The 20939-nt window shown below is 61.4% G+C and carries 18 protein-coding genes; 4 read left to right on the top strand and 14 right to left on the bottom strand.

The window, feature by feature from the left end; genetic code table 11:
* The first annotated feature begins 335 nt into the window (after positions 1-335).
* Positions 336-890, top strand: coding sequence for an HdeD family acid-resistance protein (locus tag NKJ35_RS23160; RefSeq protein ID WP_254817426.1), 555 nt, complete (start codon positions 336-338; stop codon positions 888-890).
* 141 nt (positions 891-1031) lie between these two features.
* On the opposite strand, the gene NKJ35_RS23165 is transcribed toward NKJ35_RS23160, so the two are convergent.
* Together NKJ35_RS23165 and NKJ35_RS23170 are read right to left on the bottom strand one after the other, a co-directional pair.
* Positions 1032-2015 carry a bifunctional riboflavin kinase/FAD synthetase gene (locus NKJ35_RS23165; protein ID WP_254817425.1) on the bottom strand — a complete coding sequence of 328 codons (984 nt, stop codon included), beginning with the start codon at positions 2013-2015 and terminating at the stop codon, positions 1032-1034.
* Between the two features lie 9 nt (positions 2016-2024).
* Positions 2025-2885 (bottom strand): TIGR01459 family HAD-type hydrolase, encoded by an 861-nt coding sequence (locus NKJ35_RS23170; RefSeq protein ID WP_352649687.1) that lies wholly within the window; start codon positions 2883-2885, stop codon positions 2025-2027.
* 230 nt (positions 2886-3115) lie between these two features.
* On the opposite strand from NKJ35_RS23170, the gene NKJ35_RS23175 reads away from it, so the two are divergent.
* Positions 3116-3748, top strand: a complete 633-nt coding sequence (locus tag NKJ35_RS23175) for a LysE family translocator (RefSeq protein ID WP_352479901.1) — start codon at positions 3116-3118, stop codon at positions 3746-3748.
* 6 nt (positions 3749-3754) lie between these two features.
* Here the strand turns inward: NKJ35_RS23175 and NKJ35_RS23180 are convergent, their stop codons facing one another.
* Together NKJ35_RS23180 and NKJ35_RS23185 are read right to left on the bottom strand one after the other, a co-directional pair.
* Positions 3755-4579 carry a DUF2189 domain-containing protein gene (locus NKJ35_RS23180; protein ID WP_352649688.1) on the bottom strand — a complete coding sequence of 275 codons (825 nt, stop codon included), beginning with the start codon at positions 4577-4579 and terminating at the stop codon, positions 3755-3757.
* A 141-nt stretch (positions 4580-4720) separates the two neighbouring features.
* Positions 4721-5425 (bottom strand): glutathione S-transferase family protein, encoded by a 705-nt coding sequence (locus tag NKJ35_RS23185; protein WP_352649689.1) that lies wholly within the window; start codon positions 5423-5425, stop codon positions 4721-4723.
* 106 nt (positions 5426-5531) lie between these two features.
* Here NKJ35_RS23185 and NKJ35_RS23190 point away from each other — a divergent pair, with 106 nt between their 5' ends.
* Entirely contained in the window at positions 5532-5897 is a 366-nt protein-coding gene (locus tag NKJ35_RS23190) for a winged helix-turn-helix transcriptional regulator (RefSeq protein WP_352649690.1), read from the top strand.
* A 483-nt stretch (positions 5898-6380) separates the two neighbouring features.
* Here the strand turns inward: NKJ35_RS23190 and NKJ35_RS23195 are convergent, their stop codons facing one another.
* From NKJ35_RS23195 to NKJ35_RS23215, 5 genes are all read right to left on the bottom strand, one after another.
* Positions 6381-7079, bottom strand: coding sequence for a superoxide dismutase (locus NKJ35_RS23195; protein ID WP_084642425.1), 699 nt, complete (start codon positions 7077-7079; stop codon positions 6381-6383).
* A gap of 113 nt (positions 7080-7192) precedes the next feature.
* A complete protein-coding gene (locus NKJ35_RS23200) occupies positions 7193-8758 on the bottom strand; it encodes an adenylate/guanylate cyclase domain-containing protein (RefSeq protein WP_352649691.1) in 1566 nt (521 codons plus the stop codon).
* A gap of 24 nt (positions 8759-8782) precedes the next feature.
* Positions 8783-9154: a response regulator gene (locus tag NKJ35_RS23205; protein ID WP_023717114.1), complete on the bottom strand. Its 372-nt coding sequence runs from the start codon at positions 9152-9154 to the stop codon at positions 8783-8785.
* A 2-nt stretch (positions 9155-9156) separates the two neighbouring features.
* Positions 9157-11943: an ATP-binding response regulator gene (locus NKJ35_RS23210; RefSeq protein WP_352649692.1), complete on the bottom strand. Its 2787-nt coding sequence runs from the start codon at positions 11941-11943 to the stop codon at positions 9157-9159.
* The gene (locus NKJ35_RS23215; RefSeq protein WP_023717112.1) at positions 11940-12701 is read right to left on the bottom strand and encodes a Tll0287-like domain-containing protein; all 762 of its coding nucleotides are present in this window, start codon (positions 12699-12701) and stop codon (positions 11940-11942) included. Before NKJ35_RS23215 ends, NKJ35_RS23210 begins: the two co-directional genes overlap by 4 nt.
* Positions 12702-12914: 213 nt before the next feature.
* Between NKJ35_RS23215 and NKJ35_RS23220 the strand changes: the two genes are divergently transcribed.
* Positions 12915-13433: a CAP domain-containing protein gene (locus NKJ35_RS23220; RefSeq protein WP_023717111.1), complete on the top strand. Its 519-nt coding sequence runs from the start codon at positions 12915-12917 to the stop codon at positions 13431-13433.
* Between the two features lie 48 nt (positions 13434-13481).
* On the opposite strand, the gene NKJ35_RS23225 is transcribed toward NKJ35_RS23220, so the two are convergent.
* From NKJ35_RS23225 to NKJ35_RS23245, 5 genes are all read right to left on the bottom strand, one after another.
* The gene (locus NKJ35_RS23225) at positions 13482-16166 is read right to left on the bottom strand and encodes an EAL domain-containing protein (protein ID WP_352649693.1); all 2685 of its coding nucleotides are present in this window, start codon (positions 16164-16166) and stop codon (positions 13482-13484) included.
* Between the two features lie 175 nt (positions 16167-16341).
* Positions 16342-17877 (bottom strand): DHA2 family efflux MFS transporter permease subunit, encoded by a 1536-nt coding sequence (locus NKJ35_RS23230; RefSeq protein ID WP_352479893.1) that lies wholly within the window; start codon positions 17875-17877, stop codon positions 16342-16344.
* 304 nt (positions 17878-18181) lie between these two features.
* Complete coding sequence (locus NKJ35_RS23235; protein ID WP_352649694.1) at positions 18182-19360, bottom strand: HlyD family secretion protein; 1179 nt, start codon at positions 19358-19360, stop codon at positions 18182-18184.
* On the bottom strand, positions 19357-19836 hold the full coding sequence (locus NKJ35_RS23240; RefSeq protein ID WP_352479968.1) for a MarR family winged helix-turn-helix transcriptional regulator: 480 nt from the start codon (positions 19834-19836) through the stop codon (positions 19357-19359). The genes NKJ35_RS23235 and NKJ35_RS23240 overlap by 4 nt, the downstream gene beginning before the upstream one ends.
* A 156-nt stretch (positions 19837-19992) precedes the next feature.
* On the bottom strand, positions 19993-20901 hold the full coding sequence (locus tag NKJ35_RS23245) for a LysR substrate-binding domain-containing protein (protein WP_352649695.1): 909 nt from the start codon (positions 20899-20901) through the stop codon (positions 19993-19995).
* Positions 20902-20939: the final 38 nt, after the last annotated feature.

Genomic DNA, 20939 nt, shown 5'->3' on the forward strand with positions numbered 1-20939 from the left:
TCATCAAGCGTAGAAAACGGTATACAGCAGCAGCCGCACGTCATCGATAAAGGGCCAATTCCAGCGCTGGCAATTTTTCGTTTCACTTGCGCCATGGCGAATACACGGGACGACGGGGGTCGCCCGTAAACCCGCTTGTCATCTTTTAGCGCTGGCCCACCCCTGCACACGATCGAATATTCCATCTGGTATTTGGCCGCTTCGGATAAAAAGCGAAGGTCTGGCAAGCGGATCGCTCGGGAGTGTGGCGCTCACACCCTGCTCGCTGGACGGGCAAGGCGATCGGCGCTACCTTTCGGAACAAAGAAGCTAGGCAACCTTGACGGAGAAGGGCAATGACCGTGCACAGCGATGCCATGAAAGACGCCATTGGCCAGACGCGGGCGAAGTGGGGATGGTTCGTCGCGCTCGGGGTGCTGCTGCTCATCTTCGGCGGCATTGCTTTCGGCAATCTGTTCATCGCAACCGTCGCCTCGGTTTATGTCGTCGGCTGGCTGATGCTGATGGCCGGCATTGTCGAGATCATCCATGCCTTCGGCGTGAAGACATGGGGCCGCTTCTTCTATTGGCTGCTCAGCGGGCTTCTCTACGCCGTCGCCGGGTTCTTCGCCTTCTACAATCCACTGCTGGCCTCGGCGGTGCTGACATTCCTCCTGGCGGTCGCGCTGCTTGCCTCAGGCGTGCTCAGGGCCTGGGTCGGCTACAGCCACCGGCCGCAGCCGGGCTGGGGCTGGGTGGTCACGGCCGGCGTCATCAGCGCGCTGGCGGGACTGGTCATCGCCATGGGTTGGCCGTTCAACAGCGTGTGGGTGCTCGGCCTGTTCCTAGCCGTCGACCTGATTTTCCAAGGCTGGACCTTCATTGCCGTCGGCCTGGCGCTGAAGAGATAAATTGTGATCGACATGGCGGATTGCAGGACGCCGACAGGTAATGCTCGTCGTTCATTTCTATCGCATACCTTCGAGATTGGCTGAAATCCCCAGCTTCGTCATCCCAGGGCGAAGCGACGCGGACGACGACGGCGCGGGTTGTCAAAACGCGATCGCGCGGTCCAGCCCGGAAAGCGGCCTGACGCCGGCGAGCAGTGCCTTCGCCTCGGCCTCGTCACGCTTCATCTGGGCGACCAGCGCGTCAAGCCCGTCGAACTTCACCTCCGAGCGCAGGTAGCCGAAGAAGGACACGGCACAAATCTCGCCATAGAGGTCGCCGGAAAAGTCGAAGACGAAGGTCTCCAGCAATGGCGCGCCATTGTCGTCGACCGTCGGCCGGCGGCCGAAGCTGGCGACGCCATCATGAAGGGAACCGTCGGCGCGGCGGAAGCGGACGGCATAAATCCCTTCCTTGAGGGTGGCTTCCGGCGAAAGCCTCATGTTTGCGGTCGGAAAGCCGAGTGTCCGGCCGAGCTGCTGGCCGCCGATCACCTCCGCCTCGACGGTGAAACGGTAGCCGAGCAAGCCGGCGGCCTCGGCCACATTGCCCTCGCACAGCAGCGTGCGTATGCGGCTCGACGACACCACCTCGGCGCTTTCGTCGCGAAACGCATCGACCAGCGTGACGCCGAAGCCGTGGCGCTCGCCGGCAGCCATCAGATAGGCCGGACCGCCCTGGCGGTCCTTGCCGAAATGGAAATCGAAGCCGGTGACGGCGTGGCTTATGCCGAGGTTGCGCTCGAGCACGCCGGTGACGAAAGCCTCCGCCGACAAGGAGGCGAACTCGCGTGTGAACGGCTGCTCGACCAGCGCCGCAAAGCCCAGATGCGACAACAGCCGCGCCTTCATCGGCGGCGGTGTCAGCACGAACAACGGCATGTCCGGCCTGAAAACCTTTCGCGGATGCGGTACGAAGGTCAGCACCAGGGCGGGTACGCCGCGACGCTCCGCTTCGGCGCGCGCGCGTTCGAGCACCGCCTGGTGGCCGCGGTGGACGCCGTCGAAATTGCCGATAGCCACCACGCCGCCGCGCAGATGGGCCGGCAGCGGTGCGGTTGCGGAAATGCGTTCGAACATTGCCGTCATGGGTTGAACCTATTGCAGTCTGGGAATCACCGCGACCGGCCTGTAGCCGTATTTTTCCAGAAAGGCCGCGAGCCTGGCCGGATCCGGCTGCAGCGTCTCACCGTAATCGCGGGCATGGATGCCGCCCGATACGTAGAGCACGTCGAAGCCATTGTCGGCCGCGCCCTTGATGTCGGTCATCATGCCGTCGCCGATGGCCAGAACTTGCGAACGCTCGACCGGGCGGCCGAGAATGACGGCGACCTCCTTCATGGCGACGTCATAGACCGGCGCGTAGGGTTTGCCGGCGATCAGCGTGCGTCCGCCAAGCTGTGCGTATTCGCGGGCCAAAGCGCCTGCGCACCAGATCATGCGTTCGCCGCGCTCGACGACGATGTCGGGATTGGCGCAGATGAAGGGCAGGTTCCTGGCACGCAGCCGCCGTAGAAGATCGGCATAATCTTCCGGCTTCTCCACATCGTCGTCGAACAGGCCGGTGCAGACCACGCCGGATGCTTCGAACTCCTCGACGAGCTCGACGTCGAGGCCCTCATAGAGCGTGAAATCCCGATCGGCGCCTATATGGAAGATCTTTCGCGGCCCTTCGGCGATCAGATCGCGGGTAACGTCGCCGGACGTTACGACACGGTCATAGGCAGCGGGAGGAACGCCGATGGCGTTCATCTGCGCCACCACGTCGGCGCTGCGGCGCGGCGAATTGGTGATCAGCACGACAGGTATTCTCGCCGCGCGAGCAGCGATCAGCGCGGCAGCCGCCACCGGGAAATGCCATTCGCCATTGTGCACCACGCCCCAGACGTCGCACAGTATGGCTGAATAGGCTCCCGACAAGTCTGCGAGCGAACCGATGATGTCGGGCGAATCCGCCATGCCGTTGTCCCTGTACCATGATGCTTGCAAGCGCCGCGACCGACGGTCCGTAGCGGCCGGCCCGGATTAACCGAAGCGCTTCGCCCTGTCACCAGCTTTCATTGTGTCCGCAAGATTGTCGTCCGGGAACTAAGGCAGGAGGCCCGGCGCACTGGCGCAAAGGCTCCTGCCCTCATGCCCTTGCGGATGATGGAAGTATGTGGTGAGTGTTCCCATCCGGAGATGCGCTCTTGCCTGAACCCGCCAACCACCTTGCCTTCGCGCTGGTCTGCCTCGGCATGGTGCTGACGCCCGGCCCGAACATGATCTATCTGATCTCGCGCTCGCTGTCGCAGGGGCCGAAGGCCGGGCTGATCTCGCTGGGCGGCGTGGCGCTCGGTTTCTTGTTCTATGTGCTGTCGGCGGCGTTCGGCATCACCGCGCTGCTGCTCGCCGTACCCTTTGCCTATGATGTGCTGCGCCTTGCCGGCGCGCTCTATTTGCTGTGGCTCGCCTGGCAAGCGGTGAAGCCCGGCGGGCGCTCGCCCTTCCATATCCGCGAACTGCCGAAAGACAGGCCGCGCAAGCTGTTCGCGATGGGCCTGATGACCAACCTGCTCAACCCGAAGGTGGCAGTGCTCTATCTGTCGCTGCTGCCGCAATTCATCAGCCCCGGCAAGGGCCACGTGCTGTCGCAGCTTCTGGTGCTCGGTGCCACGCAGGTCGCGATCAGCCTGACCGTCAATGCCATCATCGCGGTGACGGCCGGCTCGATCGCCGTTTTCCTCGCCGGGCGGCCCTTATGGATGGTGATCCAGCGCTGGATGATGGGTACGGTGCTGACCGCGCTGGCCGTCAAGATGGCAACCGACGCGCAACGCTGATCGGTCCTACATTGGCCGCCTGACCTGCTCCGCCCGCTCCGGTTCGACCACCCTGCGATAAAGATGCCAGGTCGCGTGGCCAAGGATGGGCATGACGACGGCAAGCCCGGCAAATAGCGGGATCGAGCCGATGACCAGGAGCACGGCGACCATCAGGCCCCACAGCGCCATCTGCAGCGGGTTTGTCAGGACGGCGCGCGCCGACGTCTCGACTGCCGAGACCGCGCCGACATCGCGGTCCAGCAGCAGCGGAAAGGCGACGACGGTCGTCGCCAGCACGATCGCTGCGAAGGCGAACCCGGCCAGGTTGCCGAGCAGGATCAGCGTCCAGCCCTTGCTGGTCGTCAGCACCTCGCGAATAAAGCCGGCAATAGAGGCTGGAGGCTGATTGCCGTACAGGCTGGTGTAGATCGACTGCGCGGTGAACAGCCAGAGCAGGAACAGTACCAGCAGCATGATACCGATGACTGCAATCGCGGGGAGCGCCGGCGAGTGGCGCACGTCGAGCGCATGCCACCAGGATGTATCCATGCCGAATTCGCGCCGGCGGCTGATTTCGTAAAGGCCGATAGCCGCGAACGGACCGACCAAAGCGAAGCCGGACATCAGCGGATAGATGAGCTGGATGGCGTTCGAGCCCGAGGTCCACTGCGTCAGGATCAGTCCGACCACCGGATAGATCAGGCACAGGAACACATAATGCGACGGCTTGGCCCAGAAATCCTCGACGCCGAGACGGAGCGCATCAATCAGATCCTCGGTGCTGATGCGGCGCACCGTGGGCTGTACATGCATTCCACGTGCATCAGCCATGACATGAAAGCCGGCCATAACCTTTCTCCCGTGTGTCGGGGCGGTCACCGCCAGGATGGCCGCCCGCAGCTGCCACTTCAAGAACGGTGACATGATAGCCGATCTGGGCGTGCTTGTCGCCAGCGCCCGGCGCCGGGGCGCCGGGCGCTGAGCGAACAGTTACGCCGCGAAGCGATCGATCACCACGGCCAGCGGCAAGTGACCGAAGCAAGCGCCTGACCCGGCGGGCTTTTCGCCAGCCTCGACAGCGAGCGCGTATTCCACGGCCGGATCGGCTTCGATGCGGCGGCGTAGCGCCGCCAACTTTGGGTAAGCGGCGCCGTCGACGGCCTGGTGGAACTCCGCCCAACGCGCCACGCCGATCAACGTGGTGTCGGCAAGCGTCAGCCGCTCGCCGATCAGGAAATCCGTGTCGAGGATCATCGCCTCAAGCTGGTTATGGCGGTTGGTAACGACCTTGCGGCCGAAATCACGCAAGGTCGCCAGCAGCACCGGTTCGGCCGACTCCATTTCATATGCCGCCCAGAGCGGGGTGAAGGCGGCGGTGAAGCCGGTGTTTATGAAGGCGACCAGCTGGTGCATCCGGTCGGCCTCCGGCGAGCGAGGATCGAAGCTGATACGGCGTTGCGTATCGCGGGCTTCGAGCCAGGCGGCAATCGCCATGGTCTCGGTGAGCACCCTGCCCTCCTCCGTGATCAACACCGGCGTTTCCTGACGGCCGTTGATGCTGGCATAGGCGTCGTTCTTCATCTCAGTAAGCATGTCGACACGACACAGGCGATAGGGTTGTCCGAGGCGTTCAAAAGCAGCGACAAGCCCCATCGAACTTCCCAGCGGGAAGCCGTAAAGGAGAATAGGTTCCATTTCTTTGTCTCTTCCATGTTAGGGGTCACGCTGCGCAGCGAAACTTGACCCTAAACACTGGTCGCCCCATGTAAATTAGGCACTATTCTGTAACCAGGTCCCCGCCATGAAAGATGTCGTCTCACGCTGCCCGATCGAGGAGACCATGCGTGTGCTCAGCGGTCGCTGGCCCACCTTGCTGCTCTATTATCTCAAGGATGGTACCAAGCGCTTCAGCGATTTGAGGCGTGACAACCCGGCAGTGTCGCACCGCATCCTGGCGCTGGAACTGCGCAAGCTGGAGGAAGCCGGGATCGTGCGGCGAACGGCGCATGCCGGCTATCCGCTACGCGTGGATTACGACCTCACGACGCCCGGTCTCAAGCTTGTGCCGCTCATCGAGGCCTTGGGCAGATGGTGGGAACATACCGGGGACGACCGGGTCGGCCAGGCTCCACCGATGCCGGAAACGTGGCTAGACACAGCGGCCTAGCCGATCGTGAAAATCTGACGCTTGCTATCCGAGGCTGGACAACCGCTTTGGATAGGATCCGGCCGAATATCGGAATGCACGGACAGCGCCAGAAGCTGTCATTGCCGAGCAGATACTCTAACGTCGCGTTTGGGCCGGAAGCGGAGATCCGCTTTCGGGATGATTGGGCCAAAAAGCTGACCTTCGCGTCCAGCATAGCGTGGGCTGGTTTGCGCCACTTGCGGACCTTTGCCAATGATGCCGCGAAGGTCGCGTCTCGGACCCGTTGCTGCCCTTCGGTCACAGCTTGGGGCATATCAAAGGTGTGAACACGACAGACAAGCCAGTCGCGGAAATTGGCAACCGGGATGTCTGAACCGAAGGCGCTACCCCAGCCGGCGAACCGCTCGGTATTCGCGCGAGACGCTGAAAAAAACAGCTGTGACCACGAACGCGGCCGGCTGCTGCGGCTGAAGGGACGAGGCGTCGCGATCTGCGGCCCCCTCAGCCGGTCGACTTCTTGAAGTTGGCGAGGGCCTTGTCCCAGTTCACCACGCGCCACCATTCCTTGAGGTAGTCGGCGCGGCGGTTCTGATACTTGAGATAATAGGCGTGTTCCCAGACGTCGACGCCAATCACCGGACGCGCCCCTAGCTCGAGCGGCGTGTCCTGGTTGGCTGTGCTGACGATGTCGAGCTTCTTGTCCTTGTTCACCACAAGCCATACCCAGCCGGAGCCAAAGCGGCCAAGGCCAACCGCCGTGAGCTTTTCGGTCAGGCCCGCATAGCTGCCGAAGGTGCTGCTTATGGCGGCGTTGAGGTCGCCACCGGGCTGGTTGGGGCCCCCGGGAGTCATCAGCTCCCAGAAGTGAGTGTGATTCCAATGTCCCCCAAGATTGTTGCGCACGCCTTCCGGGACCTTGCCCAGATCTGCCAGAATAGCCTCCATCGGCGTGCTGGCGAGCTCGGGCCAAAGCGGCACGAGTTGATTGCAGGCATTCACATAAGCGGCGTGATGGCGGTCGTGATGGATCATCATCGTGGTCGCGTCGATGTGCGGCTCTAATGCGTTGTTCGCGTAGCCGAGCGGTGGGAGCTTGAAGGGTTGGGTCTCCTGCGCAAAGGCCGCGGCGCCCAACAGGGTTGTGTTGGCTGCCGCGGCCGATGCTCCTGCGAGAAATAGAAGACTCTGACGCCTGTTCATGGTGTAGCTCCGGGTGAAAGTGGAACGCCAATGCTGCATGCTGTTCGTTTACGAGGTGTCGCGACTCCAAGCATCGCTTCGCGAAATTCCCTGAGGGTTAGCCATTGTTCCGATCAGTGTTGAACGAGATAGGTTTCAATCCTGCCGACACCTGCCAGTTCCACATTACAGCGCGGTTCGAGCTTCCAGGAGGTGTGCAGGGCCTGCTTGGTTGCCTCCGAAATCTGCATGCGGTCGGCCACGCCGTGGGACTCGAGCCGGCTTGCAATATTCACGGTTTCGCCCCAGACGTCGTAGACGAACCGATGCCGGCCGATCAGGCCCGCGATCACCGGTCCCGTGTGCACGCCAATGCGGATCCGAAAACCATCGTTGCCCCACGCTAAGGGCTTCAACGCGTCCAGCATGGATTTCCCCAGTGCCACGATCCTGTCGGCATGGTCAGCTGCCGGTTCCGGAACACCGCCCGCAGCCATATAGGCGTCTCCGATGGTCTTGATTTTCTCCACGGCATGCTTCTCCGCCAAGACGTCGAACGTGCTGAATAGCCCGTCGAGGCGTTTGATCAGGTCCGACGGCGGCAACCTTGCCGCTATGCTCGAGAAACCGACAATATCGGCAAAAAGAATGGTCACTTCATCGAACCGGTCGGCAATGAACTCTTCGCCCCGTTGCAGCCGTGCCACGATCTGACCGGGCAGGATCGCATGGAGAAGCGAGTCAGCCCGCCGCTTCTCCGCCTCGATCCGCTGAAGATACTGGTGCTCGCGGTCGAGCCAACGTTTCTTCTCCAAACTCGAGTTGATCCGGGCGCGCAGCAGGACCGGATTGAAAGGTTTAGGCAAGTAGTCGTCGGCCCCCGCCTCGATGCAGCGGACCACCGCGTCCACTTCGTCCAACCCCGATATCATGATGACAGGGATATGCCGCCATCGGCGCTCCGCTTTCAATCGCGAGAGCACCTCGATGCCGTTCATGTCCGGCATCAGGACGTCCAGCAGAACTAGGTCGAACTCGTGTTCCGCGAGGTGAGTCAGCGCCGACGGACCGGACTCGGCAGTGACTACCTGATGACCGTCACGTTGCAAGCGGCGCGAGAGGAGACCGCGGTTGCTGGTGATGTCGTCGACGACAAGTATGCGGCCACCGTGACCGGAGCTTGCGTCGTGCTCTGCCTTGATCAGTGCCCGTTCGAGCCCTGCCACATCGATCTCAGCCTGATCCGTGGTCCGCGGTTCCTCGCTGTCGGGTGCGCGCGAGAGGCCGGCAATCGCATCGACATGCGCCAGCAACTCAGCCGCCGCGGCGAGCATCACCCTGACATCCTCTTCCAGCGCGTATTCGTGCAATTCTTCGGCTTCTTCACGAATCATTTCGGAATAGCCGATGATGGCGTTGAGCGGCGTTCGCAAGTCGTGGCGCAGTTTCGCCTCGATCTCGACCCCTGCCCGGTTCTGATTGTCCGCTTTGCCGTGGATCAAGCTGTCGATCAGGCTACTCAATTCGCAAGCAGCGGCGCCAACCTTCTCTAGATCCGGTCTCATGTGGGCCAGACCGAGGTCCTGCACCTGCTCGGTTAGCAACTCCTGAAATCCTGAGATTGCCCGCGCCGGTCCGGCGAGCTGTTGCGCCAGATGGACGGCGATCGCATGGCGTTGGAACTTGTTCTTAGCAGGCATATTTTCAAACCGTCGGTCCGCGCCTCATCGATTCGCGGCAAGCAATTGTTCAATTTTCTGGACAAGTCGCGACAGGTCCACCGGCTTGCTATCGTAGTCATCGCAGCCTGCTTCGAGTGCCATTTCGCGATCGTTGGCCATCGCGTGCGCAGAAAGCGCAATGATCGGGATCCCGGAGGTGGCCGGATCAGCCTTGATCCGCCGGGTCGCCTCCCACCCGTCCATGACCGGCAAGCTCATATCCATGAGGATGAGATCGGGCCTTTCCGAAACGGTGAGTTCCACGCCCGACTGTCCGTTTTCCGCAATGAGGACTTCGAACCCACGCCGTGACAACCGCCGCAAAAGCATGTCGCGATTCAATTCGTTGTCTTCTACCAGAAGGATCCTCGTCATCTTTAGCTTCCTTCAGCCATTGGGGCGGTTCCGCGATCGGCAATGCTGGCACCTGTCGACCCAAGTGGGAAGATCTGGCGCTCGAGGGCCTCGACCAACTGAGACCGACTATTTGCGCCCTTGATTACAACCGCGACCGCCCTGTCGCGAAGCCACTTGAGCTCGTCCGCCGATAAATCCTTGGAAGTCACGACGACGACCGGAATGTTCTGAAGCTCGGGCACCTGCTGCATCTCGTTCAGGGTCTGGAACCCGTCCATTTCGGGCATCAGCAGATCAAGCAGGACCAGACGCGGTAACAACCGCTTCATCAGCTTGAGGCCGCGCAGGCCATCGCTTGCCTCGTGAACCCGCCAATCCTTCTTGATCAGGATACGCCGAAGGAAGTCGCGGGAGGCTTGATCGTCGTCAATAACAAGCACATCGCGGTTGCCGCCGCCGCAAGCCTCTATTGTTCGTATAAGCTTCTGGGTGTCGATCGGCTTCGTGAGGTATTCGACCGCACCGAGTGAGAGGCCGAGTTCGCGATCTGCAAGTATCGTCGCAAGGATTACCGGAATCTCGCAGAGCTCCTTATCGCCCTTCAGTGAGCGCAGCACTGACCAGCCGTCCTGATGCGGCATGATGATGTCGAGAACGATTGCGGCCGGGCGATGCGCTCGCGCCGCGGCTATGCCTTCCTCGCCGCTTGCTGCTTCGATTGATGCCAGTCCCGCCTCAGCCAAGGACCTGGCGATGAGAGTTCGGGCGGCTGGTTCGTCATCTATGATCAGAACCGCCTGCTCCGAGTGCCTCGACGACAGCGGCTCGGCGGGTTTCTGCTCGCCAGGTTCTTCGTCGCACTCGGCTGGAATCTCCATTGTGAAAGTCGAGCCTTTTCCGAACTCGCTTTTAACGGTTACAACGCCTCCGATCATGCGGCAGAAACTCCGGGTTATGCTGAGGCCCAATCCCGTCCCGCCGTAGTTGCGAGTGGTGGAGGCGTCTGCCTGCGTAAAAGCATCAAAGAGCCGTTCTTGCTGCTTTGGCGTCATCCCGATCCCGGTGTCGGACACTGTGAATATCAGCCAGTCGCCGTCCGATCTCCTCTCGCGTCGAATCGCCAGTGTTACACGGCCCCCCTCGGTGAACTTGGCTGCGTTACTGAGGAGATTGAAGAGGTTCTGACGCAACTTCGTCTGGTCCGAATGCATCTTCCCGAGGTCGCCCGCGAGGTCCATAACGAAACTGTTTCGGTTTTTCGCCATCAGTGGCGCGACTGTGGCCTGGACATCGCGCAACAAGTCGGCGACGTCGAAAGTCTCAAGGAAATTTGCCATCTTATTTGCCTCGATCTTCGACAGATCGAGGATGTCGTTGATGAGCGCGAGGAGATGGCGACCGGCCCCGGCGATCTTTTCCACATCTGGCACGAACTCATTCATTTGCTGGTCGCTCGCCTCTTCGATCAGCATCTCGCTGTAGCCAATGATCGCGTTCAGTGGAGTGCGCAGCTCGTGGCTCATGGACGCGAGGAAGCTGCTCTTGGCCTCATTTGCCGCTTCAGCATGACTCTTGGCCCGCTCGAGTTCGACCTCTCTCTGCTTCAGTTCCGTGATGTCGGTGTAAACGGCGACGGTCCCGCCGTCAGGGGTCTTTCGTTTGCTGACGCGGACCCAGCGTTCTCCGAAGCGACCCTCGTGGACGAAGCCTGCCGGATCCTTCTGGATGCGCAGCCTCGTCGCAATCCATTCCTCCGGCGACGCGCTCTCAAGGTCGACGTGCCCGCTCGCCAAGCGTCTTTTCAGAATATCCTGAAGGCTTTGCCCCGGCAGAGTAGCTCGGTCATTGTCGGGAAAGATTTCGCAGTATTTGCTGTTGGCAAGAAGGACCTTGTCCTCCGAATCGAACAGGACAAATCCGTCAGAAATCGCCTCGAGTGCCGCTCCGATCGTCCGTCTTTGCCGCTCCGCCTCATCCTCCAGTCGTTGCTTTGCAATTGCGCTCGCCCGGAAAAGCCGAAGCGTCCGCGCCATCGCGCCGAGCTCGTCCCCTCCCTCTGCCTGTATTTCGACGTCGTAGCGTCCTTCCGTCAGATTTCCGATTACCCGGTTCAGCCGCCGCAACGGTCCGACGATCGAGCGAAGAACAAGGATGGTGAGAAGCGACCCGATCATCACCACGATGGCCACCAGAACAGCAGCAGTAGTCGCCGTTTTCTGGGTTTCCGTTACGACCTCGTTGCGAGCGGCTTCTGCCTCGGCGCTCGCTCGGTCGACGAGTTTGTTAAGCGCAGTATCCACGTTTGCGCTGTGGGTACGCGCCTCGGCGAGGAGAGTGTTGCCGATGATGCGGTTGTCTTGAGTATAGCTGTCTGCTGCCTCTAGCGCTGTTTTGACATAGGCATCCATCTCAACGCGGATTTCCCTGACCGCATCCGGTGATGATTTCGAAAGGCGGTCCAGATGTGCCAGCAGTCGCTCGCGCGCCTGCTCGGCATTACGCTGGGAATTCATCAACAAGCTAACCGACAGATCAGTCAGCCAGTATCGCAATTCGCCGAATGTTGCGTGCGCCGCAGCCGCAGTGGACGCGGCGTCGAAAAATGTTTTGGTCTCCGCAGTTCGATCTGCACTGCGATAAAGTGCCTGTGTGAGAAAGATTGACGATACGATGAGGCTGATAAGGCCGGCCGCTGTCAGCGCAGCTATGCGGGCCGAAATCGGTAGATTGGCAAAGGGACGCGCAAAGGGCCTCGCCGGCGCCGATACCGTTTCCACGCGGTGCGGTGATTGTTCCAAAGCGCTCATTTGAACAAGACGATGCTTATCGCGCCTCCCAGATCGCCCGCTTTGCCGCCCTCCTTTGGGTATCCTGTCACGTCGATCTCGCCCTTCGGCTCGCCGTGGCAGGAAAGACACGAGCCTGTATAGTATTCGGGCAGCAGCATTCGAAATGCAGGGCGCCCATCCGCCTCGGTGACTTCCGTGTAGGCTTCTCCCTTTGCTCTCTGCGGATCCAGCAAGACGCTTTCGATGATCCGTGCTTCCCATGCGTCCGGAAGCGATTTGCGGTTGCGCACGAGTTGCTCTGGCGCGGTCACGCGCACCCGAGCTTCGTTGCCGGCCTTGGCAGCGAACTTGTCATTCATCAGACGCGCAAACACCGCCGGCACGAAGCCTTTGAAAGCGGTTCCCGCGCGGTTGATGTTATCTTGCTGTTCGTCCACCACCTCTCGCATCGCCTCAATCTGGGCCTCAAGCAGACGCCGGTCGCGCTCGGTCAATCCGCCCGAAAGCGGGTCGTGGCCGGTGTGTTTTGAGTATGCGGCGATGGCTTCTCTCGTAATGCGCTCACCGTCGAGGTGCTTGTCGCCAAGAGCAGGATCATTGATGAGCGTCTGATAGTTCGAGATGATGCTTCGCCCCGCACGGAGCAATTCCGCGAGTCGCGTTCCCGTCACGACATCCTCGGTAACTCCCGCTCCGATGGCAGACGACACGACGAGTGCGCAGCCGACAAGAACAGCGGCAATGAAAGTCCGGGTCAACGTTGACATGGCGGACATTTCCGTTCCCTTCAAGGACGGCCTTTAGGGTATATTAGCATAACACGATAAAAGGCGGGGACCCAGCGGCAAACTTTGCTGGTTCCGCAACGAACAGTCTGGGCGACTTGCGACCCGCGAGCTCGGCCCTTTTTGTTGCGCTGTGGGTCGGCTTGAGCGAGATTCTAATCGCCTGCCCGGCAAAAGCCATGATCACCGCTATGTCAGGCGGGCATGACCGTTGCGAGAATTGAAAATTATGAAGGCAAACCAAGCCTGAACAGGCGCATGCTGCTCAGAGCTGCCGGCCTTGGTGCCCTTGCCGGGCTCGCCGCCTGCGCAACCGCCGTGCTGCCCACCGGCGAAGGCGCCGGTGTCTCTGCTTCCGCGGCCGGCACCCTGAGCGGCATTCGGGCCTCAGCCGGTCTTGGACCGCTTGTCGCCGATCCTCGTCTCGAACAGGCGGCCTTGCAGCAGGCCGGCTACATGGCGCGCCGCGGCCGCATGAATCACACCACCGGCTGGGGCAAGGACTTTGCCTCGCGCGTCAAAGACAATGGCATTGCCGGCGCCGCCGCCGAGAACATCGCCGAAGGCCGCTTCGACCAGCAGAAGCTGTTCGATATCTGGGTGCATTCGCCAGGCCACCGCCGCAACATGCTAGACCCGCGCTTCACCCGCTTCGGCCTCGCCTATGTACGCGACGGCCGCGACAACACGCTTCGCTACTGGTGCCTTGTGCTCGGAAGATAGCACGGTTTCGCCTTTGGTCGGCGGAGTCCGTGCCGGATGATCGAGCCGTCAGTCTTTGCGGCCGCCGAGCAACTCCTTGATGTCCTGCGCACAAACCGGTCTGCTGAAATGATAGCCTTGCATTTCGTCGCAATTGTTCCTGCGCAGGAAGGCCACCTGATCATCTGTCTCAACGCCCTCGGCGATGACCCTCAGGTTGAGATTTTGCCCCAATGAAATCACCGCGCTGGCCACAGCCTGATCGTTCTCGTCGGCGGCGAGATCCTTGATGAAGGACTTGTCGATCTTCAGCCGCGCCACGGGAAAGGTCTTGAGTGCGCTGAGGCTGGAATAGCCGGTGCCGAAATCATCGATCGAGATCTGGACACCCAGGCCTTGCAGGGCGTTCATGGTGGCGACCGCCAGCTCGATATCCTGCATGATCAGGCTCTCGGTCACCTCCAGCTCGAGATACCTGGCCTCCAGGCCGCTGCCCTTCAGCGCGCTGACGATGCGATCGATCAGGTTGCGCTCCCTGAATTGCCGCGCCGACACATTCACGCAAACGGTCAAGGGCGGCAGTCCCGCGTCTTGCCAGGCTTTGTTCTGCCGGCACGCCTCACGCAGAACCCAGTCGCCGATCGGTACGATCAGACCTGTCTCCTCGGCGGTCGGTATGAACATCGTCGGCATTACCGTGCCAAGCGTTGGATGGTTCCAGCGTATCAGCGCCTCGACCGCAAAAACCCGACCTGACCGAAGGTCCACCTGCGGCTGGTAGAGCAGCGTGAATTCCGAACGCGCCAAGGCGTTTCGCAACTCTTCCTGAAGCACGAATTTTTCATGCGCCCTGGTGTTGAACTCCGGAGCGTAAAACTGGAAATTGTCGCGGCCGAACTCCTTGGCGCGATACATGGCCGCATCGGCATTTGCCAGCAGCGTATCGGGATCCGTTCCATCCTTGGGATAGTTGGCAATGCCGATGCTGGCCGTCGCCCGCACCAGATGTGCTCCGAGCCGAACCGGCTCGGCGAGTGCAGCCCTGAGCTTTTGCAACGTCTCGGAAACGAGATCGACGTTCGCCGGCTGGTCGAACAGCACGATGACGAATTCGTCACCGCCAAGCCGCACGACGGTATCGGTCGCCCTTACGCAGTCGACCATGCGGCTAGCGACGGTCTTCAGAAGCTCGTCGCCGGCATTGTGGCCGAGCGTGTCGTTGACGAATTTGAAATTGTCCAGATCGATGAACACCACCGTCACCCAGCGATCGTATCGCTGGGCGTACAAGACCGCCTGTGAAAGCCGATCCTCCAACAAGGCGCGATTGGGAAGCCCGGTCAGCACGTCATGGTTGGCCATGAAGTGGATCCGGTCTTCGGCCTGTTTGCGTTCGATGGCGATCCCGGCGATGCGCGTGGTGAAATCGATGAGGCGAGTCTCGGCCTCGGTCGGTTCGCGCACCGTCATCGAATACATCGCAAAGACGCCAAGCACGGCGCCCTGATGCGACAGGATCGGGGTCGACCAGCATGAACGCAAACCGTGCGGCCGCGCGAGTTCGCGATAATCCTGCCAAAGCGGATCGTGCATGATGTCAGCGACGATCACCGGCTCGCGCCGATAGACTGCGGTTCCGCAAGACCCTGCTCCGGGGCCGACCGCGGCGCCGTCGACGGCGTCGGTGTAGTCTCTCGCCAGGCTGGGCGCGGCGGCGTGACGCAAGTGGCTGCCATCCTTGTCGAGCAGCAAGACCGAACCGAATATCCCCGCCAGTTGGGATTCGACCAGACGCATGAGCCGCTCGAGCACATCTTCGAGGGGAGCGCTCTTTGCGATCATCTCGAGGATATGCGCCTGCCCGTCGCGCAGGATTTCGGCCTGCTTGCGCGCAGTGATGTCGCGGGCAATGCCGACGAGGCCGAAAATGTTGTTTTGAACGTTGCGCAATGGCAGTTTCGTCGACAGGAACCATTTGCCGGTGCCTGACGCATCGACGACGAACTCCTCCTCGTCGATCATCGGCTGTCCGTCGCGCATCAGTTGCTGCTCGATATGGCGAAACTTCTGCGCAAGTTCCGGCGCATGAAGGTCGAAGTCGCTCAGACCGATCATGTCGCTCGTGCTGTCCCGACCGCTATCGGACGCAATGGCTCGGTTCGCGACGACGAAGCGGCTTTCGGTGTCCTTCACCCACATGTAGTCAGGCACCAGGTCGATCAGCGTCTGCAAGGAGATACGCTCGTCAACGACCAAGCGATTGGCGCTGAGCTCGCTGATGTCCTCGTGGGTGGCCACCCAGCCGCCGTCAGGCATCGGTTGATGGCAGACCTGAATTGTCCGGCCATCGGCGAGCTCGGCTGTCCAGTTCCCCGAAGCCGTGCCCGAATTGACTGCCCGGGCCAACCCCAGATAGGCGTCCGCATTCATTGCCGAGGTCCCGACAGCGACGCGCCGCTCGACGATTTCGCGCAGCGCCACACCCGGCTGCAATTGCTCCGGTGCAAGGCGATAGATTTCCGCGTAGCGTCGGTTGCACAGGATCAGCCGTTCATCGGCGTCAAAGAAACAGATGCCTTGCGAGATGTTCTCTATCGCGGTCTGGAACCGCAATGCCTGGTCCTGAAGCGCCGCAATCGTGGAGCGAAGTTCGCGCTCGAGGACTTCGTACGAGGTGGTCGCCAGTTTTGCCAACGTCGTCAGATTGGCAGACTCGGGCGCTTCGGCGGTTTGCCTGGATGATTTCGTGGCCAAACACAATTCCTCCCGCTGATGCTTGAGGCAAGCAATGGAGGCTCGCCTTCAACCCAAAAGCGAGTGCATATTGGTCCGGATATACTAATGGCAGGTGAACCTAGCTCAACGCCGACGCGACCGGGACAGCCAACGGAAGCCTCGAGCCGGTCGTGGTTGCCGTAAGCCCTGAGGCTTAGTCCATATGCGCGGCAGGCGCCCCACCGGCGGGCGGCGCGGCCTTTGGCTTGCGCAGCAGGAAAACAAATGGAATGGCAAGCAGCGTCATCATCATCAGCAGCTTGAAGTCATTGACGTAGGAGATCATCATCGCCTGGACATTGACCATGCGATCCATCAGTGACAGCGCCGTCGGATCGCCGCCCGCCGCTGCCGGCGATGCCGCCCAGAGGTTGGGATTGAACGGATTGATGTAGGCCGAAAGCTCGGCATGGTTGATCTGCGTGTTGCGTACCAGCAGAACCGTCACCACCGACACGCCGATCGACGAGCCAAGATTGCGCACCAGGCTGAACAACGCCGTGGCATCGGTACGGAAGCGTGCGTCAAGCGTGGCGAAGGCTACGGTCGACAGCGGCACGAACACCATGCCCATTCCCAGGCCCTGGATGACGCCGGAACTGAGGATTAGCCAGTCGTCCATCTGCGGCGAGAAGCTGGACATCGTGTAGAGCGACTGCGCGGTCAGCAGAAAGCCGATGACGACGAGGATCCTGGCGTCGATCCTGTGCATGATCCGCCCGACGAACAGCATCGCGATCATCGTGCCGACACCGCGCGGTCCCAGGACAATGCCGATGGTGAGGGTCGGATAGCCGAAGATGGTCGACAGCATTGGCGGCAGCAGCGACATGCTCGCCAAGATGAGCACGCCCATGACAAAGATGAACGCCAGCCCGGTGACGAAATTGCGATCGAGGAAGATCTTCGGGTCGATAAAGGGGTGCTCCGCCGTCAATGTGTGGATGGTGAACACCCAGAAGCCGGTGATGGAAAGACCGAGCTCGATCCATATCTCGATCGAGGAAAACCAGTCGACCTCGCCGCCGCGATCGAGCATCAGCTGCAGCGCGCCGACACCGAGCGAGAGCATGGTGAAGCCGAAGAAATCGAAGCTGCGCACCCGCCGGGCAACGCTGGGAAGATACGCCGCCATGCCGAGGAAGGCGATGATGCCGACCGGCAGGTTGATGAAGAACACCCAGCGCCAGTTGAAGTTCTCGGTCAGCCAGCCACCCAGCGTCGGGCCAAGGATCGGTCCCAGCATGATGCCGGCGCCCCAGATGGCCATGGCTTGGCCGTGGCGTTCCCTAGGGTTGATGTCGAGCAAGAAGGTCTGCGACAGCGGCACGATGGCGGCGCCGAACACGCCTTGCATGAGCCGGAACAAAACGATGGTCTCCAGGCTCCAGGCGATGCCGCACAGCATGGAGAAGACGGTGAAGCCGACCACGGCCGTCAGGAACAACTCCTTGCGACCGAAGCGGTCGGCAAGCCAGCCGGTCACCGGCGTCATGATCGCGGCGGCAACGATGTAGGAGGTCAGCACCCAGTTGATGTTGTCGGGGGAGGCGCCGAGATCGCCGGTCATGGTCGGCAGCGCAACGTTGGCGATCGTCGTGTCGAGCGCCTGCATGATCGTCGCAAGCATGAGCGCGACTGTGATCAGGCCGCGGTGCGGTACTTCGCGAAAGGGTTCTGGGCTGCTCATGACGTAAAACTTCCAGCAGGTAACAAAAACGTGTACATTAGGTTTCCGGACGGCGAGGCCCTCGCCGTAGAGAGACCCTCATCGCGGTGGGACGCGAGCATCGATGTGGGGGTTACATCAACTGAGCGTCTCGACAAGCGGACGCCCGCCGCCCGGAAACCTGAGGACCGAAGATCCTGCGCCGAGTTGTCTGCTCAGGCAGGCTACAGCGCAGCCCGTTTACGCATTCAACTTTTCCTGCGCCTTCTTCGGATCAATCCTGCTTCCATCTCACTGTTTGCTATGCGGCCGCTGTTCGGCCTCCTTACTTGGCCTCGCCTGCCGTGGCGCCGCGGAAAATGCTCGGCAGCCCGCGGGAAACGCCGGTGTCCACCGTGACCGTAGCGCTCATGCCGGTGCGCAGCGCCGCCTTGGCGTCGGCATCGGCCAATTCCAGGCGGACCGGAATGCGCTGCGTGACCTTGACCCAGTTGCCGGTGGCGTTCTGCGCAGGCAGCAGCGAGAACTCGGCCCCGGTGCCGGCGCCGATCGCCTTGACGGTGGCTTCGAACGTCTTGCCTGGATAGGCATCGACCACGATTTCGGCCTTCTGGCCTGGCTTCATGTCGGTGAGCTGGGTTTCCTTGAAATTGGCGTCGACCCAGGTGTCGCCGGTCTCGACCAGCGAAAACAGCGGCGTGCCCGAACCGACATACTGGCCGACCTTGAACGAAGCGGCCTGGCTGATGATGCCGTCGGCAGGCGCCTTGACCTTGGTCTGGACCAGATCGTAAGCCGCCTTGTCGCGTGCGGCGAGCGCCGCCATTACCGTCGGATGCTTGTCGGTTTCGATATCGGGATTGCCGCCAAGTGCCGCCTTGGCGCTGACGATCCCCTGCTGGGCTACGGCCAGCTGCTGCTTGGCCTTGTCGAGGTCGTTCTTGGCTTCGTCCAGCGACGACTTGGCGTTGATGCCCTTCTGGGCAAGGTCGGCGGCGCGGTCATATTGCGACTGCGCGTACTGGACCTGGCTTTCGTCGGACTTCTCCTGCGCCAGCGCCTGGCTGTAGGCCGCACGCAGTTGCTCGACATTGAGCCGCGCGCCGGCCACCGCCGCGTCGGCCTGGGCCAACGCGATCCGATAGGGCTCGGGATCGATGGCGAACAACACGTCGCCCTGCTTGACAGACTGGTTGTCGAAAATGTCGACCTGAACGATGCGGCCCGCCGTATCGGCGGCTATCGACACCTTGGCCTGCTGCAGATTGGCGTTCTCGGTCTCCTGATAGCGGCCGCCGGTCACCCAGACATAGCTGCCGCCGGCGATCAACGCAGCGGGCAGCACAAACATCAAAAGGAAGCGGCCGGCACGGCGCTTCTTCTTCGGCACCACCGGCGCCGGAGCTACCTGCGGAGCGACCGTTACCGGAGCTGCCGCCGGCTTCGCGGGAGCTTCCATCTCCAGCTTGGCCGCATTCTCATCTAGTTTGGCTACCGCGTTCATGCTGCTGCGCCTTCCGTATTCTTCGTTTTTTCCGAGGGCGGCGTCTCACCATCTGCAAGATTCTGCACCATTGTTTCCAGCGCCTTGACCAGGACGCGGCGATCTTCCGGCGAAACGCCGACGAGCGATTCCTCATAGACCTCGCCGGCAAGGCTCTTGACGTGGGCGTAGGCCGCGTTCGCCTTGGCGGTCGGGAAAATCATGCGCACTCGCCTGTCGGTTGCGTCGGGACGGCGCTCGATCCAGCCGCCCTCCTCCATTCGATCGACAAGACGCGAGACGCTGATCGGCTCGATTTCGAGAAGCTCGGCAAGCCGCGCCTGCGCGACCCCCGCCTCCTTGGCGACACGTACCAGAAGTCGCCATTGCGCCGAAGAAAGGCCGAAACCACTGGCGCGCGCCTCGAAGCGCTTGCGCATCAGGCGCTGCACGTCGTGGATCAGAAAGCCCAATCTGTCGATGCCGTCGGAAACCATGAGCGACATATATAATAAGCGTGCTCATAATTCAAGGAGCCCGATTGTGCCAGAAGCCGGTAAGTGTGCATGGCAATCGGTGCAGGGCGATCGTGGTTAGCAATTTATTACGCCGGGCGCTTGTGACGAGCATGCGGAAGATCGGCGTTCAGATGCTCAGACTATCGATCTCACCCAGGCTGAAAAGGCTTCGATATGCGCTTGTCGGGGGTGATTGGCTACGCCAGCAAGGTAAAAGCCATAGCCTGGCAGAGAGAGATCATGTGCCTTGACCAGCCTGCCAGCCTCGAGTTCGCCACTGACGACCACATCGCTGCAGATAGCGATGCCTTGGCCTGCCGCTACCGCGTCAATCGCGTGCAGCTCTTCGCGGAAACTCAAGTCCCATGCCCGGTTGGCATTCGGGATGCTGGGATCGATCGAGCGTGCGATTGCCAGCCATCGCTGCCAAGTCGGCGCTTCCGGGTCGCGGTTCGTCCAATTGAAATGGATGAGCGGGTATTGCAGCAGATCGGCGGCGCGCTCGATCTGTCGGTCGCCTCCTGCGAACAGATCCGGGCTGCATACCGGAAAGAATGCGTCCCGAAAAATTTCCTGCGCGGGAACGTCCCGCGGCATCCTGCGCGCATAGCGGATCGCAACGTCGGCGTCACCGGCTTGCAGGTCCAGAACGGCGTCTGTCCCGATGATCTCCAAGGGAATGTTCGGATGCTGTTCGCGCCACTTCGACAGGCGCGGAACAAGCCATCGGCTGGCAAATGCATTTGGGCTCGTCACGCGCAACGGGCGTTGGCCAACACCGGCCGAGGCTGATGCGATTGCCGCAGCGAAAGCGTCGAAGCCGCTGCAAATTACCGGGAATAGCCGTTCGCCCACGCCTGTGAGCACGAGCGGTCGTGGGCGCCGCCGGAACAGCAGTTGCCCACAGACCTCCTCCAGCAGTCGAATCTGGTGGCTGATGGCCGTCGGCGTCACTCCGAGTTCCGTCGCGGCCTTCCTGAAGCTCATCAGCCTGGCAGCGGCTTCGAAGGCGCGAAGCGATCCGAGCGGCGGAAGTTTTCTCATCCACGCAGTTTAGATGAATTTAGCTCATCCAGCGACTG

The sequence above is a fragment of the Mesorhizobium sp. M0136 genome (assembly GCF_040322515.1).
GTDB lineage: Bacteria > Pseudomonadota > Alphaproteobacteria > Rhizobiales > Rhizobiaceae > Mesorhizobium.

Coding starts and splice junctions, on each gene's coding strand:
- NKJ35_RS23190 (WP_352649690.1), top strand. CDS start 5,532: ATGAAAGATGTCGTCTCACGCTGCCCGATCGAGGAGACCATGCGTGTG.
- NKJ35_RS23205 (WP_023717114.1), bottom strand. CDS start 9,154: ATGACGAGGATCCTTCTGGTAGAAGACAACGAATTGAATCGCGACATG.
- NKJ35_RS23210 (WP_352649692.1), bottom strand. CDS start 11,943: ATGAGCGCTTTGGAACAATCACCGCACCGCGTGGAAACGGTATCGGCG.
- NKJ35_RS23240 (WP_352479968.1), bottom strand. CDS start 19,836: ATGGTTTCCGACGGCATCGACAGATTGGGCTTTCTGATCCACGACGTG.
- NKJ35_RS23230 (WP_352479893.1), bottom strand. CDS start 17,877: ATGAGCAGCCCAGAACCCTTTCGCGAAGTACCGCACCGCGGCCTGATC.
- NKJ35_RS23245 (WP_352649695.1), bottom strand. CDS start 20,901: ATGAGAAAACTTCCGCCGCTCGGATCGCTTCGCGCCTTCGAAGCCGCT.
- NKJ35_RS23180 (WP_352649688.1), bottom strand. CDS start 4,579: ATGGCCGGCTTTCATGTCATGGCTGATGCACGTGGAATGCATGTACAG.
- NKJ35_RS23215 (WP_023717112.1), bottom strand. CDS start 12,701: ATGTCCGCCATGTCAACGTTGACCCGGACTTTCATTGCCGCTGTTCTT.
- NKJ35_RS23165 (WP_254817425.1), bottom strand. CDS start 2,015: ATGACGGCAATGTTCGAACGCATTTCCGCAACCGCACCGCTGCCGGCC.
- NKJ35_RS23200 (WP_352649691.1), bottom strand. CDS start 8,758: ATGCCTGCTAAGAACAAGTTCCAACGCCATGCGATCGCCGTCCATCTG.
- NKJ35_RS23195 (WP_084642425.1), bottom strand. CDS start 7,079: ATGAACAGGCGTCAGAGTCTTCTATTTCTCGCAGGAGCATCGGCCGCG.
- NKJ35_RS23220 (WP_023717111.1), top strand. CDS start 12,915: ATGACCGTTGCGAGAATTGAAAATTATGAAGGCAAACCAAGCCTGAAC.
- NKJ35_RS23170 (WP_352649687.1), bottom strand. CDS start 2,885: ATGGCGGATTCGCCCGACATCATCGGTTCGCTCGCAGACTTGTCGGGA.
- NKJ35_RS23235 (WP_352649694.1), bottom strand. CDS start 19,360: ATGAACGCGGTAGCCAAACTAGATGAGAATGCGGCCAAGCTGGAGATG.
- NKJ35_RS23185 (WP_352649689.1), bottom strand. CDS start 5,425: ATGGAACCTATTCTCCTTTACGGCTTCCCGCTGGGAAGTTCGATGGGG.
- NKJ35_RS23160 (WP_254817426.1), top strand. CDS start 336: ATGACCGTGCACAGCGATGCCATGAAAGACGCCATTGGCCAGACGCGG.